At 64.7% G+C, this 15,033-nt stretch carries 9 protein-coding genes; 4 read left to right on the forward strand and 5 right to left on the reverse strand.

Going from position 1 to position 15,033, the window contains the following annotated elements; translation table 11 throughout:
* Nucleotides 1-45: 45 nt before the first annotated feature.
* Entirely contained in the window at nt 46-2,745 is a 2,700-nt protein-coding gene (gene acnA / locus KF885_04810) for an aconitate hydratase AcnA (GenBank protein MBX3048475.1), read from the reverse strand.
* A 119-nt stretch (nt 2,746-2,864) separates the two neighbouring features.
* On the opposite strand from acnA, the gene KF885_04815 reads away from it, so the two are divergent.
* Nucleotides 2,865-5,057 carry a DUF3048 C-terminal domain-containing protein gene (locus KF885_04815; GenBank protein MBX3048476.1) on the forward strand — a complete coding sequence of 731 codons (2,193 nt, stop codon included), beginning with the start codon at nt 2,865-2,867 and terminating at the stop codon, nt 5,055-5,057.
* A gap of 20 nt (nt 5,058-5,077) precedes the next feature.
* Here the strand turns inward: KF885_04815 and KF885_04820 are convergent, their stop codons facing one another.
* Nucleotides 5,078-6,343 carry an MFS transporter gene (locus tag KF885_04820; GenBank protein ID MBX3048477.1) on the reverse strand — a complete coding sequence of 422 codons (1,266 nt, stop codon included), beginning with the start codon at nt 6,341-6,343 and terminating at the stop codon, nt 5,078-5,080.
* 61 nt (nt 6,344-6,404) lie between these two features.
* Between KF885_04820 and KF885_04825 the strand changes: the two genes are divergently transcribed.
* Nucleotides 6,405-8,108, forward strand: a complete 1,704-nt coding sequence (locus tag KF885_04825; GenBank protein MBX3048478.1) for a hypothetical protein — start codon at nt 6,405-6,407, stop codon at nt 8,106-8,108.
* On the opposite strand, the gene KF885_04830 is transcribed toward KF885_04825, so the two are convergent.
* Genes KF885_04830 through KF885_04840 form a run of 3 tightly spaced genes read right to left on the reverse strand, consistent with a single transcriptional unit; the run spans nt 8,105 to nt 12,189 of the window.
* Nucleotides 8,105-9,010, reverse strand: a complete 906-nt coding sequence (locus KF885_04830) for a class D sortase (GenBank protein MBX3048479.1) — start codon at nt 9,008-9,010, stop codon at nt 8,105-8,107. The two genes, KF885_04825 and KF885_04830, sit on opposite strands and share 4 nt — an antisense overlap.
* Nucleotides 8,997-10,217 carry a glycosyltransferase family 4 protein gene (locus tag KF885_04835; GenBank protein MBX3048480.1) on the reverse strand — a complete coding sequence of 407 codons (1,221 nt, stop codon included), beginning with the start codon at nt 10,215-10,217 and terminating at the stop codon, nt 8,997-8,999. Before KF885_04835 ends, KF885_04830 begins: the two co-directional genes overlap by 14 nt.
* A 1-nt stretch (nt 10,218) precedes the next feature.
* Nucleotides 10,219-12,189, reverse strand: coding sequence for an alginate lyase family protein (locus tag KF885_04840; GenBank protein MBX3048481.1), 1,971 nt, complete (start codon nt 12,187-12,189; stop codon nt 10,219-10,221).
* Between KF885_04840 and KF885_04845 the strand changes: the two genes are divergently transcribed.
* Entirely contained in the window at nt 12,188-14,065 is a 1,878-nt protein-coding gene (locus KF885_04845) for an FHA domain-containing protein (protein ID MBX3048482.1), read from the forward strand. The genes KF885_04840 and KF885_04845 overlap by 2 nt on opposite strands.
* Nucleotides 14,052-15,011, forward strand: a complete 960-nt coding sequence (locus KF885_04850; protein ID MBX3048483.1) for a protein phosphatase 2C domain-containing protein — start codon at nt 14,052-14,054, stop codon at nt 15,009-15,011. Before KF885_04845 ends, KF885_04850 begins: the two co-directional genes overlap by 14 nt.
* Nucleotides 15,012-15,033: the final 22 nt, after the last annotated feature.

Raw genomic sequence — 15,033 nt, forward strand, 5'->3', positions numbered from 1 at the left:
AGAAAGACACAAAGCTAGTCTAGGAAATTTCCAATCTCGTTTCTTTTACAACATCTCGCGGATCACGGACGGCAGAATGCCGCCCTGGCGATAGACCTCGACGTCCTGGACGGTGTTCAGCTTGCTGACCACCTGGAAGCTGATCTGGCGGCCGTCCGGCTTGGTGGCGGTCACTTGCAGCTCGGTATTCGGCGCCATATCGGCGGTAATGCCGGCGATGTTGAAGCTCTCGGTGCCGTCCAAGCCCAGGCTGTCCGCACTTTGCCCGGCCTGGAAGACCAGCGGCAAAATGCCCATGCCCAGCAGGTTGCTGCGATGGATGCGCTCGAAGGATTCGGCGATCACCGCGCTGACGCCCAGCAGCAGCGGACCCTTGGCGGCCCAGTCACGGCTGGAGCCGGAGCCGTATTCCTTGCCTGCCAGCACGATCAGCGGCACGCCTTCTTCTTTGTATTTGGCTGAGGCGTCAAAGATGCTCATCTGCTCGCCGCTGGGCTGGTGGGCGGTAAAGCCGCCCTCCACGCCGGGCACCATGGCGTTCTTGAGACGGATGTTGGCGAAGGTGCCGCGGGCCATCACGCGATCGTTGCCGCGGCGCGAGCCAAAGGAGTTGAAGTTGGGCACGGTCACGCCGTGCTCCAGCAGGTACTTGCCGGCCGGGCCGTCGGCGGGGATCGCCCCGGCGGGGGAGATGTGGTCCGTGGTGACCGAGTCGCCCAAAATGGCCAGGGCGCGGGCGCCGTTGATCTCGCCGATCGGCTTGGGCTCGCGGCTCAGCCCTTCAAAAAAGGGCGGCTGCTGGATATAGGTCGAATCAGCATCCCAGTTGTACAGCTCGCTCTCGTGAGCGCTGATGTTGTTCCAGGTTTCGTTGCCGGTGAAGACGTTGGCATAGCGTTCGGCGAACATCTCCGGGCGCACGTTGCTTTCGATCGCCTGGCGCACTTCTTCGCTGGTCGGCCAGATGTCACGCAAGTAGATCGGATTGCCGTCGCCATCCATGCCCAGCGGGTCGTTGGTCAGGTCAATGTCCACCGTGCCGGCCAAGGCATAGGCCACCACCAGCGGCGGCGATGCCAGGTAGTTGGCCAGCGCGTAGGGGTGAATGCGGCCCTCAAAGTTGCGGTTGCCGGAGAGCACTGCAGCGGCCACCAGGTCGCCGCCAGTGACGGCCTTGACCACCTCGCCGGCCAGTGGGCCGGAGTTGCCGATGCAGGTGGTGCAGCCGTAGCCCACCAGGTTGAAGCCCAGCTTGGAGAGCGGCTCCATCAGGTCGGCGCTCTCCAGGTATTCAGTGACCACCCGCGAGCCGGGGGCCAGGCTGGTCTTGACGTAAGGCTTAACCTTCAGGCCGCGCTCTACGGCCTTCTTGGCCAGCAGGCCGGCGCCCAGCATCACCGAGGGGTTGGAGGTGTTGGTGCAGGAGGTGATGGCGGCGATGACCAGCGCGCCGTGGCCCATCTCGGCTTGCGAGCCGTTGGTGCCGAAGGTCATCTTCTTTTCCAGCTCTTCCGGCGCCAGGGCGAAACCGCGCTCGCTCTTGGGCGCCACCAGCGCTTTGTGGAACTCGCCGCGCATATCCTCGAGCGTGACGCGGTCTTGCGGGCGCTTGGGCCCAGCCAGGCTGGGCTGCACGCTGCTCAGGTCCAACTCCAATACATCGGTATATTCCGGGTCTGGCGAATTGGCCTCGCGGAACAGACCCTGGGCTTTGCAATAGGCTTCCACCAGGGCGATCTGCTCTTCGCTGCGGGCGGTCAGGCGCAGGTAACGCAGCGTTTCGGCGTCCACCGGGAAGTAGGTGATGGTGGCGCCGTTCTCGGGTGACATGTTGCCGATCATGGCGCGGTCGGCCAGGCTCATCGAGTCCAGGCCGGGACCATAGAATTCCACAAACTTGTCCACCACGCCCCTCTTGCGCAGGATCTGGGTGATGGTCAGGGTCAGGTCGGTGGGGGTCACGCCCTCGCGCAGCTTGCCGTGCAGCTTGAAGCCGATCACGTCCGGGGCCAGCATGTCCACCGCGCGGCCCAGCATGGCGGCTTCAGCTTCGATGCCGCCTACGCCCCAGGCCACTACGCCCAGGCCGTTGATCATCGTGGTATGCGAGTCAGTGCCCACCAGGGTATCGGGGAAAGCCCAGGTGGCGCCGTCCTGCTCTTTGGTCATGACCACCTGGCCCAAAAATTCCAGATTGACCTGGTGCACAATGCCGGTGTTGGGCGGCACCACGCGGAAATTGTCGAAGGCCTGCTGCCCCCAATGCAGGAACTCGTAGCGTTCGCGGTTGCGCATGAATTCGATCTCGGCGTTGCGCTGCAAGGCGTCCGGCGAGGCGAAGAAGTCCACCTGCACCGAGTGGTCGATCACCAGGTCCACCGGCACCAGCGGATTGATCTTGGCCGGATCGCCGCCCAGCGCGGCCATGGCATCACGCATGGCGGCCAGGTCTACGATGGCCGGCACGCCGGTGAAGTCCTGCAGCAGCACGCGGGCGGGCTTAAAGGGCATCGCCGGGCGGCCGGTAGCCTGCGGCTGCCAGCCCGCCAGGTTGCGCACATCGTCTTCAAATACATCCAGATCGTTGCAGTTGCGCAGCACCGCTTCCAACAGGATGCGGATGGAGAAAGGCAGGCGCACCAGTTGGGTCAGGCCGGCCTCTTCCAGGCTGTGCAAGCTGTAATACTGGTAGGTTTTGTTGTTTGCACTGAGATTTTTAATCGAATTGAAAGGGTCTTTTTTCATTGAAACTCCAAAAATGATTATAACGCCTGCCTCTGCGGGTTAGAATAGGTGAGGAGAGGCGCGCTTTCTTTTTATTCGCTTGCAGAGGTGCTATGCCTACATTTTTCCGTAACCGATCGATGAAAATTGCTCTAACCCTTTTACTGGCCGTACTGCTTAGCAGCTGTGTGGCTGCCGGCGACCTAGTTTGGTTGGACGAGAACGCCAATGGCATCCAGGACTCGGGTGAGCCTGGGGTTGAAGGCGTGACCGTGCGCCTGTACAACACAGAAGACAGCAGCCTAGTCTCCACCGCGCTCACTGGAGCGGATGGGACTTATCAAGTCGGGCAGCAGGGAGTAAATTCCGGAGCGTATTATCTGGAATTTGAAATCCCGTTGGGCTATGGTTTTACCCAGCAAGGGCAGGGCAATGACCCGGCCTTGGACAGTGACGTGGACCCGATCACCGGGCGCACTGAAGTGATGCTGATCAACAGCCGACTCTCGGATGTGGATGCCGGCCTGGTATTGATCGTGCCCATCGTACCCGAAACAGATACGTCTGAACCAGCCGCAGCCGGGATCACCGGCTTTACCTGGCTGGATGAGAACGCGGACGGCCTCCAGGACGCAGCGGAGCCGCCCCTGGCTGAAGTGATTGTGCGTCTGCTGGACGCACAGGGCGACATGCTGGATGAGCTAACCAGCGATGCCGCGGGCTTGTATGAGTTCACCGCTCTGCCGGTGGGTAAGCAGTACCGGGTGGCTTTCCAGCCGCCTGCGGATTACCAGTTCACCCAAATGGATGCGGGCGATGACGCCGCCGACAGCGATGCGGACACAAACAGCGGCCAAACCGAAACGTTCACCCTGGATACGGCCGGCGTACGAATGGACGCTGGCTTTGTGTCCACTGCGCCCAGCAGCCTGGGTCCGGACGACTTCCCGGCGGGCTACAACCCGCTCACCGGCCAGCCGCTGTGTGTGCCGGAAGCGGCCGAGTGGAGCGTGGTGGGCATTTCCATCTCGCAGTTTCCCCCGGCCGCCACGCGCCCGCCCACGGGCTTGGAATGGGTCGCTTGGGTTAGCGAATGGTGGATCGGTGAAGGCAGCACGCGCTTGTATGCACAGTTCTACGGCTGTTACCCTGAGATTGACTTGGACCAGGTCTTGGGCGACCAGGCCGGTTCTGATAGCCCCGAGACCGCTGAGAACCAGTTCATCATCGGCGACAGGGTTTGGTACGACAACAACGGCAACTCGCTGCAGGATGAAGGTGAGCCCGGCGTGCCCGGCATCGGTGTTGAACTGATCTTGCAGGGCCAGGTGATCGGCAGCACGACCACGGACGGCGCAGGCAAATACTTCTTCCAGGTGGAGCCGCAATATGGCTACCGCTACCAGGTGCGCTTCAGCATCCCCAGCAGCATGCAAACCTTCTACTTCGTGGCTGCCAATGCCAGCGCCGATGACAGCATCGACAGCGATGCCGACCCGGCTACCGGCCAGACCGCCGGCTTTGTGCTGCCGGAGGATGCCAGCCAGCTGCTGGATATTGATGCGGGCGTGCGGCATGCCATCCGCATCGAGGGCGTGCGCTCCGGCCGCCTGGTTTACGAGACGATGCGCGGCTACTTTGAGGGCTGCACAGTGATCGCTGGCGCCGACCCTGAAGTGCTGGCCCAGATCCAGGTCTGCGCCCAGGCCTCCAGCACCAATGACGGCGACATCGGCGCGGCGGGCATCGACGTGACCCGCCTGCAAGAGATCGCTGCCGAAAATGTGGGCTTGCACGGCCCGCCCAACCTGACCGGCAATCTGTTCCAGCAAGCGCCGCCGGAAGGTTGCACACCGGCCGCCTCGCTGACCATGTTCTACAACGTGGCCAACCAAACCTACTGGAGCTACGATGCCGACCGCGGCGCGTACCTCCGCCACCAGAACACCAATACCACGCCGGAGGTGCAAGAAGTCAGCACCGAGGCACTGACCGGCCAGCCGCTGCATTTTGAGAACGTGATGGTCTTCTTTGTGGAGCACCAACAGCTCAATGAGGCCGGCACCATTTTTGATGTGAGCATGGAAGGCACCATTGGCCGGGTCAAACTGCTGCGAGACGGCTTGGTCTGCGACCTGTATTGGTCCACGATCAATGGCGAATACGAGCAAGAGACGGGCCGCCTGCGCCCGATCCGCTTTGTGTATGCCGACGGCACGCCATTTCCGCTCAAGCCGGGCAAGCTGTTCATGCACATGGTGCACCTGAATGCCGACTTCTTCGAACCGGAGCCTGGTTCGGGTGACTGGCGGGCGCGCTGGTACTTGCCCTAAGGCATACAAAGAGAGCCGCGTTAGCGGCTCTTCTTAGGCTTCTCCTGGCTGGTCAGACGGCGAATGCGCTCGAACAGCGGCCCGGTGGTGGCCAGCGTGGCCGCCGAGGCCCACAGCGCGGCCTGCATGGACAGGCTGCGGCCCACGGCGCCCAGGATGGGGCCGCCGGCCAGCTCACCCAGCGCATCGATCTGGCCGGTGATGGACAAGACCGTGGCGCGCACTTTGGAGTCGATCTGCTGGTTGATCCAAGCGGTGATCAACGGGAAGCTGACTGCGCGCAAGCCATTGAAGGTGATCATGGCGGCGATCGCTAGGTAGAAATTGCGCGTCAGCGTGAAGAGCAGCATGGCAACCACCATGCCCAAATAAATGCCTTGCAGGCTGCGCAAGATGTTGGCGCCTTTTTGGGTGTCCACGCGGCGCTTGACAGCGTAATTTGCCGCCAGACTGGCCAGGATGAAAGCTACATTCAGAATCCCCAGCCATTCGATGGCGCCCAGCGACAGGCCAAACAGGTCCGGGAAGTCAAAGCGTTCCAGCAGGAAGGGCTGCGAGAGCCGGTCCCAGGCTTCACTGTACAAACCGAGCACCAGGCCGATCAAAGCAAAGGTGACCAGTGCCGGCCGGCCGCGGATCACGGCTAGACCTTTGTTAAAGGTGGTGAACATACTGCGCCAACCCTCACGCTGTTCTGCCGGCACGGGTTTGAAGCCGGTTTCTGGCATGAAGAGCAGCAGGAACAAGGCCAGCAGCATATACAGTCCGCCGCCCACCAGGTAGGGCAGGCCGAGGCTCATGGACCCCAGCAAAACGCCAAAGGGAATCCCCAGCAAATTGCCCGCCAGGCTGACCTGGTTGCCGCGTAGGAAGGCCGAACCGGCATTTTTTGTCCCCACCTCGTCTGTAACCCAGGCCGAGAAAGCGCCGCTGATGAAGGTGGAGCCAAAGCCCCAAACGAACTGCGAAAGAGCGATCACCCAAAACAAGGGCGCCAGAGCTTCGATGGCGTGTCCCAGGCCAATGAGGAAGAAGCCCGCGATGACCGAGACGCGCCGGCTGTAGACGTCTGCCACCACGCCGGTGGGGATTTCGAAGAGGAAGATGGACGCTTCCATGATGGTGCCCAGCAGTACCAGCTGCAGCGGGTCCAGCTGCGCCACATCCACGCGGTAGAGGATGTAGGTGGTCAGCACCAGCTTATTGGCGAAGCCGCTGGTGAAGTGTGCCAGCAGGTAGACGAACAGGGCCGGAAGTTTGCTTGTTGTCGGTTTTCGGGAGGGCATAGGCTGGGCAGTGTATCACCGCTGGGCGGGTCTGCGCAGCATGGCGCGTTATACTCGGAAAATGCTCGCTCGTTTGCGCACCTGGCTTAACCGCCATCCCTTTGAAGTCTTTGTGCTCTTGTTAGCTCTCCTGCCGCAGATCTACCTTAGCCTGAGCAATCCCAACACCATTCTGGACTGGTACAACTCCGACGATGGCTTCTATTATTTCCAGGCGGCGCGCAATCTGGCTGAAGGCTACGGCTTCACCTTCGATCGCATTAACCCCACCAACGGCTTCCATCCGCTGTGGTTGTTCCTCATCACGCCGGTGTTCGCCCTGGCGCAATCAGATGTGCTGCTGCCGCTGCGCGTCCTGATGCTGCTCTCGGCGCTGATCAGTGCCGGCAGCGCCATCCTGCTCTATCGCCTGCTGCTCCGCCAGGGCGCCGGCCCAGGCGGCGCCCTGGCGGGCTTGCTGTGGATCATTGTGCCGCGCATCCACGACCTGGTATTGCATTCCGGCACAGAGGCCGGGCTGAACGCCTTTTGCCTGCTGCTCTTCTGGGCCGCGCTGGTGCGCACGCCCGCTGTCCGCGGTGGGCGGCTGAATCTGGGCGGCTTGCTGGCGCTGGGCGGCCTGGCCAGCCTGGCGGTGCTGGCCCGCCTGGACAATGTCTTTTTCGTGGCAGCGGGCGGGATATGGCTGTGGCTGCGCTCCTGGCAGCCGCCCAATTCGCCGGTCCTACAGGGCAACCCCTGGGCTTGGCGCTTTCAGGTGGCCGCCGCCTTTCTGGCCCCGGTAGCGCTGACCCTGGCCGCCTATGTCGCCTGGAACCTGCTGGCCTTCGGTACGGCCACGCCGGTCAGCGGGCAGGTCAAACTGTGGTGGGGCACCCTGCGCAATACGGCCTATGGCTTCCCGGTCAAGAACTGGGTGGACTTTGGCGGCCAATTCTTCACCGATCATCCGGAACTGGGTCCCTGGTCGCTGGCCACCGCCTCGCTGTACGCCGCAGCCGAAGGGCTGCTGACCTGGCTGGGCCAGGCGGTGTCTGTGCCGGCGCGGCGTATGGCGCTGCTGGCGCTGGGTGGCATACTGGCCGCCCTGGCCGGCGGCCTGGTGTGGGCCGAGCGCAAGTTTGTGCGCTCGGCGGCGGTTTCCCTGGGTCTGCTGCCGTTCTTTGTGGGCTGTTTCCTGCAAATTGCTTATTACAAATTTGGCGGCTCGGTGGCCCAGCAGCCCTGGTACTGGATGGCGCAGATGATCTGGCTGCTGTTTGGGTTGGGCCTGCTGCTGGCGGCGCTGCTGCGCTGGCTGGGCCGCGTTCTGCCGGCGGCTGGCCGCCTCGCGCCGGTGCTGGGCGGCCTGGCCGCCCTGGGCCTGACGCTGTTTTATCTTGGCCATCTGCAGGGCGCCATTCGCCAGCCGGGCGACGGCAGCAATCACTTTTATCTGCATCGCGCCCGCTGGCTGCAGGCCAATGTAGAGCCGGGGGCGCGGGTGGCCATTACAGGCTCCGGCAACCTGGGCTACTTCAGCCAGGGGATCACGATCGTCAACATGGATGGGCTGATGAACACGGTCGATTACTTGCATGCCCTGCAAGCTGAACGTGGCGCTCAGTACCTGGCTGAACTGGGTGTGGATTACATTTTTGGCAACGAGTACATCCTGACCCAAACCAACCCCTACGGGCCGATGCTGGAAGGGCATTTGCAGCCCTACAGCCAATACTTGTTTGGAGAAGACCGCGTCCTGCCCTTGTGGCGTTTTGTGCCTTAATTGCTGCTCAGCTCGCCAATCACCACAATGCGCTGCGTATCCACCCGGTAAGGGTAGCAGCTGATCAAGGTCAGTGTCGCCTGCGGGGTGGGCGCCAGCACTTCCACAGCTGTGGGGGCGACGATGCGTGTTTCCACGATCTTGTAAGTGTAGGTGCGGCTGGCGGTGAAAATCACGATCTCGTCGCCGGGCTGCAGTTCATCCAGGTGGCGAAAGACCTCGCCGTAAATATCGTTATGCCCACTCAGCACCAAATTGCCGGTTTGGCCGGGGTTGGCGCTGCCAATGTGCTGGCCCACGCCGCGTTTGAGCGCTTCCCAATCGTCGCCCAACACCACGGGCGCATTGACCCCGATCCTCTCGATGCGGATGCCCAGCGCCTGCTCCGGCCCCGGAGTAGGCGCCTGCAGCGAGGCCAGATAGGCTTGCATTTGCGGGCGCAAATGCTCGGGGATTTCGGCTTCGTTCGGGCGCGCCGCGCCGCTCTGGCCGGGCGGGGTGTGGCCGGAGGGCAACACCACCGGGCCGATGATCGGCGCCGCGCTGGCCTCCCCGCCCAGCTGAAAGGCGGCCGAGAGTTCTTTGTTCAAGTTGTCCAGCACGCTCAGCCCGTTGAAGAAGATATAGACCAGACCCAGTACCGCCAGGATTTCCACGACCAGCAAAGTCCGGTCCAGGCGGCTGGGCCCCCCGCTGGCCAGGCGCAGGCCGGGCGCGGGGTGTACCTGTGGGCCATTCAGCGGGTCGCCTTGCGGCGGCTCGGCGGCGGCCGCCTGGCTGGCAGCCAGTTCGCCATCCTGACTGAAGCGCTGCAGGCGCCGGGCGCGGTCTGCCCGCCGGCGTTCCAGCAGCTGGCGGCGCAGTTCGCTTTCACTCAGTTCCGGGGGGTTATTCCTGCCCATCACGGGCATTATAGCCCTGGGCTTCGACAATCGTTTGCAGCTGGCGGGCCAGCGCTCTGCGCGAAAAGTGCGCCTGCAGGTAGGCGCGCCCGGCGCGGCCCATGGCACGCGCCCGCTGCGGGTCGACAGCCATCTGGCGGATGGCTGCGGCCAGCGCGTCCGGGTCGCCGGGGGCTACGAAGACGCCCGCCCCGGCGGCTTCGACCACTTGGCGGATGACGCCGTCGATCGCCAGCACGATCGGTCGGCCGGCGGCCAGGTAATCGAAGACTTTGTTGGGGTAGACCGTGGCATAGAGCTTGAGCGGCTTGAGGATCGCCAAACAAGCGTCGGCAGCGGCCAACGCCTCGGCCATCTGCTCTTTGGGCACCGGCGGCAGGAAGATCAGATTGTCCAGGCCCAGGTCTGCCGCCTGGCTTTGTAGTGCAGGCTTATCCTTGCCATCGCCCAGCAGGACGATGCGGATCTCAGGCTGGTCACGCAGCTGGTCGGCGGCCGCCAGCGCCACCCCCAGGTCGTTGGAGAGGCCGTGCGCCCCAGCGTACAGCACCAGGAACTTGCCTTGCAGTGCGTGACGCTGGCGGAAAGCCTCCCCGTCCGCCTGGGGATCAAACATAGCTTCGTCGGCCCCATTGGGCACCAATTCGGCTGTGCGCCCGCTGCGCTGGCGGATGTGCTCCACAAACCCAGGCGAATTGGCGATCAGTACATCGGCTTGGCGATATAGGAAGCGTTCCAGCCACTCCGAAGCCCGGATCAGCAGTCGGTTGCGCAGCACGCCGACTTCCACAGCGAAGGCCGGCCACAGGTCGCGCACCTCCAGCAAGAAGCGCGCTCGCTTCAGCCGCGCCAGCGCCCAGGCGGTGACGGCCTGGAAGATGGGCGGCGTGGTGCCCCAAACCAGGTCTACCTTGCGCACGCGCAAGCCGATAAAGAAAGCACTGGCGGTGAAGGAGAAGAAGCTGAGCAGGCGGTGCACAAAGCTGCGGTGCAGGGCGCGGTAGGTGGCCGCCCGCAGGATGGTCAGCCCCTCCGGCAGGACCGCCTGGCTGCCCACCTGCTCCGCGCCGGTCAGGTAACTGACCGGGCTGGCGATGACCGTGACGCGGTGACCCTGCGCCACCAGGTGGCGGGCGAACTCGGCGTGGCGCGTGCCGCCAGGCTGGTCCAGGTCTACAAAGGCTTGGTGAATCAGCAGGATGTGCATATTAGTCCGGCAGCGTCCACTGTGTAGTCAGCGTGAGCGGCGCGGCGGCTTCAATATCCGCCAGCAGGGCCAGCGCCGGTCGCTTGCTGGCGTAGCTGGGGGAATACCAGCCCAGCGTGGGCGCCGCCTGGGCTTTGCCCGCCAGGCGCCGCCCGGCGCGCAACAAGGACAGCGCCGGGGCCAGCGGCTCGCCAGACACGGCCAGCAGGACCGTGCCGTCCGGACCCTGCAGGGCCAACAGGTTGCCCTGCAGCTCCCACGGCCAATCCGGCAGCAGCCAGTGCAGGCGCACTTGGTGGCGGTTCGTGGCGGGGTGGGTGCTGTAGACCTCGTCGCGCACACTCCACAGGCTGCCTCGCACTTGCACGCTGCGGCGGTGGCGCAGGCCCAGGCTGCGGTAGCCGTCGTGTTGGGCGGCGGCGGATACCAGCCGGCCGGCGCGGTCGCGGCGCTGCTCCAGCACCTCGGCCTGTGCCCAGTCTAGCCATAAAAAGCGGCTGGCGCGGGTCATTTGGTCGCGCCCGTCGATCGTGAGCGTATTGTGCACGGCGCTGCCCGCCAGTGCATTGTCCCAGGGGACAGCGGCTGTGTAGAAGTAGGTGCCTGGGTCAGCGGCCAGGTTGTGGCCGCGCCACCATAAGTCCAAGTGCAGCTGGTCGGCGTGGCCGGGGCGCTCTTCAAAGCGAGCGGCGCGCAAATAGGCCCAGGCTCGGCTGCTTTGCAGCCGCAAAGGGCCGGCCGTGTTGCTGGAGGGCTTGGAGGCTTTGCCTGGCTTCCAGCCCAGCCAGAGCGCCAGGTCATCCCAGGCGCCGCGCGGCAAACTGGCCTGGCCCCTGGTGGCGACATGGGCGGCTTGCAGCACCGGCCGAAAGTCCGCAAACGGCAGGGCGCTGAGCGGCAGCACATAGGCGCCGTCGTTGGGGCCTAAGTTGGGGACTTGGCCGCTGGCTTCGTCCAACAAGGTCTGCAGCCAGCCGGCCGCCGCGGCCAGGCGCTGGCTCGTGGCCCGGGGCAGGGGCTGACCGCTGTGTCGAGTGAGTATCTGAGCCCAGCAGGCCAGGCTGAGCATCAGCCGCTGGTAGTTGCTGCTGTGCTGGGCGTAAGCGCCGTCAGCATGCACCTGTCGGGCAATGCCTTCATTAAAAGCGGCCCAACCCTGCTGGGCCCAGCGGCCCGCCTGCGGGTGGCTGGGCAGGGCTGCCGCGGCGGTGGCCAGGCCCAGCCCTTCGCTGAGCAGGTGGTTGTTGTTCTGGGCGCGGGCATAGTCCAAAGTCGGCGGGATGCGCTCAGCGTGCCGGGCCATGGCCTGCACCAGGGCCGCCTGCCGGGCGGGCGTGCTGGCCTCGGCGCCGGCCAGCAGGCTGTAGCAGTAAGCCCAGTGGATCAGGCGCAGGGCCACCTCCTGCGCCGAGGACCAGTGCGGGCCGCAGTTGGCCGGGTTGGCGGCGTTGAAGCGCTCGAACAGCCGCCAAAAGCTCTCGGCATGGCTTTCCTCGCCGCTCAGCCAGTAGGCCTGAGCCAGGCGCGTCGCCCAGCCGAAGCGGCCCGCTTCCCAGACAGGCTTGATGTCGCTGCCGTCCGGCAAATGACTGTGATAGCGCAACCAGTGCCCCAATGGCTTTTTTGGGGTCAGCCTCAAGGATCGTTCTGGCCCATCAAAAAGGCGGGCACGACCTTTGGCCGCGGCCTGCGCGTCTGCCAACAGCCGCTTTTGTCCGTCTTGGCCCAGGCTGCGGCGGATTTGGGCGGCGGCCGCGGGCTGCAGCAGCACCTGCGGCGCAGCGGGCAGGGGATCAGGCTGGGGGCGCCCGCCGGGCGGGGTTTGCCTGCGCAGCCAGCCGCTGCGCAGGCGTAGCTGGTAGCCGGCGTAGGGTAAGACCGCCGCCGGACCCAATTGGCGGGCGGTTTTGACCAGAGTCTGAAGTTTCGGTGTCCGAACCATGCGCGCGGCCATCTTACCATTTTGGGGCATGACCAAATCACCAAAGCCGTATGCTAAAATCGGCGCGTTGAAACGTACTTTACTTGCGCTGGCCGTGGTGCTGGCTGCCCTGTGGCATAGCCACCCGGCGGCTGCGCAAACGGGGGCAACACTCCACCTAAGCCAGCTCGAAACCGAAGCCTTCCCTACAATTCTCGGCTACTTCAGCGCACGAGACGCCGCCGGACAGCCCATTCCCGGCTTAACCGTCGAGGACTTCCAGGTTTTGGAGAATGGCCTGCCGCGCCCGCTGTCCCAATTGCGTGAGGTGCAGCCGGGGCTGCGCATTGTCGTGGCGCTCAGCCCCACCGACGCCTTTACGATCCGCGATGCCCAGGCGCGCACCCGTTTTGACTACGTGCGCGAGGCCATGCTGACTTGGGCCGGCGGGTTGCCGCCCAATGACAGCGCTATGGGTCTGGTGACCAGCGCCGGCCCGCTGGTCACGGACGTGTCGTTGCCGCAGTGGTCCGGCGCCCTGACGGACTGGCTGCCTGCGCCCATGCCGGCTGCGGATCTGCAGCCGTTGGAACTGGCGCTGCAAATCGCCGCCCAGCCTGCTCCCCGGCCGGGAGCAGGCAGCGCCGTGTGGTGGGTAACCAGCTCCCCCTCCCTGGCGGATATGAGCGTGCTGGCCGGTTGGCAGCCCCAATTGGTCGAGCAGGGCATCCCCTTGTTCATCTGGCAGATCGGCTCGGTTTCCAGCTTCTCCAGCGAAATCAGCCTGCAGTTGGCAGCCATGGCGCGGGCCACCGGCGGCCAATGGTTTGGCTTTTCGGGCGGCGAAGTCTTCCCCGCCCCTGAGGATTACTTCCGCGGCTTCCGCTCGGCTTACTTCTTCCAATACGATTCCACATTGCACAGTTCGGGCGCCCATGAAGTGCAGTTGCGCATGGACAGCCAGGCCGGGCAGGCCACGTCGGCTGCGCACAGCTTCAACCTGGAGATCGGCCCGCCCAACCCGATCCTGGTTTCTCCGCCGGTGCGCATTGAACGCCGCCCGTCCGAGGCCGACCCGCAGCAGCTGTCGCCCTTTAGCCAGCCGCTGGAAATCATTGTGGAGTTCCCCGACAATATTGAGCGCGGCTTGCAGCGCACTACGCTTTTCGTGGACGGCATGCAGGTGGCGGAAAACCGCAGTGCGCCTTTCACCCGCTTTGTCTGGGACCTGAGCGGCTACACCAGCAGCCAGCCGGTCACTTTGCGGGTTGAAGCCCAGGACACCCTGGGGCTGATCGGCAGCAGTGTCGAGATCCCGGTGCAGATCGGCGTCAGCATTCCACCCTCCCGGCTGCAAACCCTGCTGGACCGTGGCGGCACCTGGCTGATGGCCGGGGGTGTGGTGTTGGCCGCCGGCGCGGTCCTGCTGGTCCTGGTGCTTTCGGGACGCCTGCGCCCGCGGCAGCCCGGGGCGCGCCGCCGCAGCCGGCGGGTCACGCCGCTCCCGGCGGCCGGCCCCGACCCGCTGAGCGATACGCCGTTATTGGATTCGATCGTTCCGCTGCCCTTTGATGGCGGGGAAGCGGCTGACAACCGGCCCCCGGCCTGGTTGCAGCGCCTCAATGTGCAGGAGGCTGACCAACCCGCCGAGGTCTTCCCGATTTTTGGCAGCGAAACCTTTATCGGGCGGGACGCCCAAAACAGCCTGGTGCTGGAGGATGACTCGATCAGTGGGCGGCATACACAGATCAGCCATCAGCCTGATGGCACTTATACTGTGGCCGACCTGGGGTCGGAAGCCGGCACCTGGATCAACTATGCACCGATCTCACCGGAGGGCAGCCAGCTGCAAGACGGGGACCTGCTGCATATTGGCCGGGTGGCCTTCCGCTTCTTGATCAATCCGAGCCGGGATGATTCCCTCTAAAAAACCCCAATACCCCCTCTCGGTGGCTTCCCGCGCCATTGGCCATTTGAATGAGGACCGCTACGCGCTGGAGCACTACACCCTCAGCGAAGCCAACCCGAAACCCTCGTTGCTGACCATGGTGACCGACGGCATTGGCGCCAGCCGGGCCGGCCAGGTGGCCGCCCAACTGGCTGTGGATGCGGTGACCCGTCTGGTGGGGCAGAGTGATGCCAGCCAGCCCAGCGGCATCTTGCAGGCCGCCATCATCCAAGCCAGCCGGCTGATCCTGCAGCGTAGCGAAACCCGGCGCGAGTGGAAGGGCATGGGCAGCACCTGCCTGTGCGCCTGGCTGGTGGGCGACAGGCTGTATGCCGCCTCTGTGGGCAATGCGCGCCTCTACTTGATGCGCGGCGAGCGGCTGCAGCAGCTCAACCTGCCGCGCCTGCCGGAGAAAAATGCGCCGGCGCCGCGCAAGGACGCCGATGGCCTGCATGGTTATCTAGGCGCCAAAACGCCGCTGGATGTGGACCTGCGCCTGCACCCGGCTAGCGGCGGCCGGCCTTCCCTGCGCCAGCAAGGCATGCGCCTGCGGCCCAATGACCGCCTGCTGCTGTGCACCAGCGGCCTGGGCGATGGCCTGCAGCCGGAAGAGATCGGCGAGACTCTGGCGGCAAGCCCCATCGAGGATGCGGCTGAGGCCCTGATACAGCGCGGCCTGAAAATAGGCCTGCCTGGGGACCTGACCGCCATTGTCATCGGCATGCCGCCCGCCATCCCGCCGCTGCAGGCGCGGCGCAGCCAGCGCCGGCGGCGCCTGTGGCGGGCTGGCTTGGTCGCTTTGCTGGTGTTGCTGGCCTTGCTGGCCTGGCAAGGCCAGCCTGATACGCCCGACTTGCTAGGTCCGTCCAGCCCCACCGCCATCCACACCCTGACCCCGCTGCCCACACACACGCCCAGTCGTTAGCCTCATTGCTTGGACTGGCGCC

This window comes from Anaerolineales bacterium (assembly GCA_019637805.1).
Classification (GTDB): domain Bacteria; phylum Chloroflexota; class Anaerolineae; order Anaerolineales; family UBA11579; genus JAMCZK01.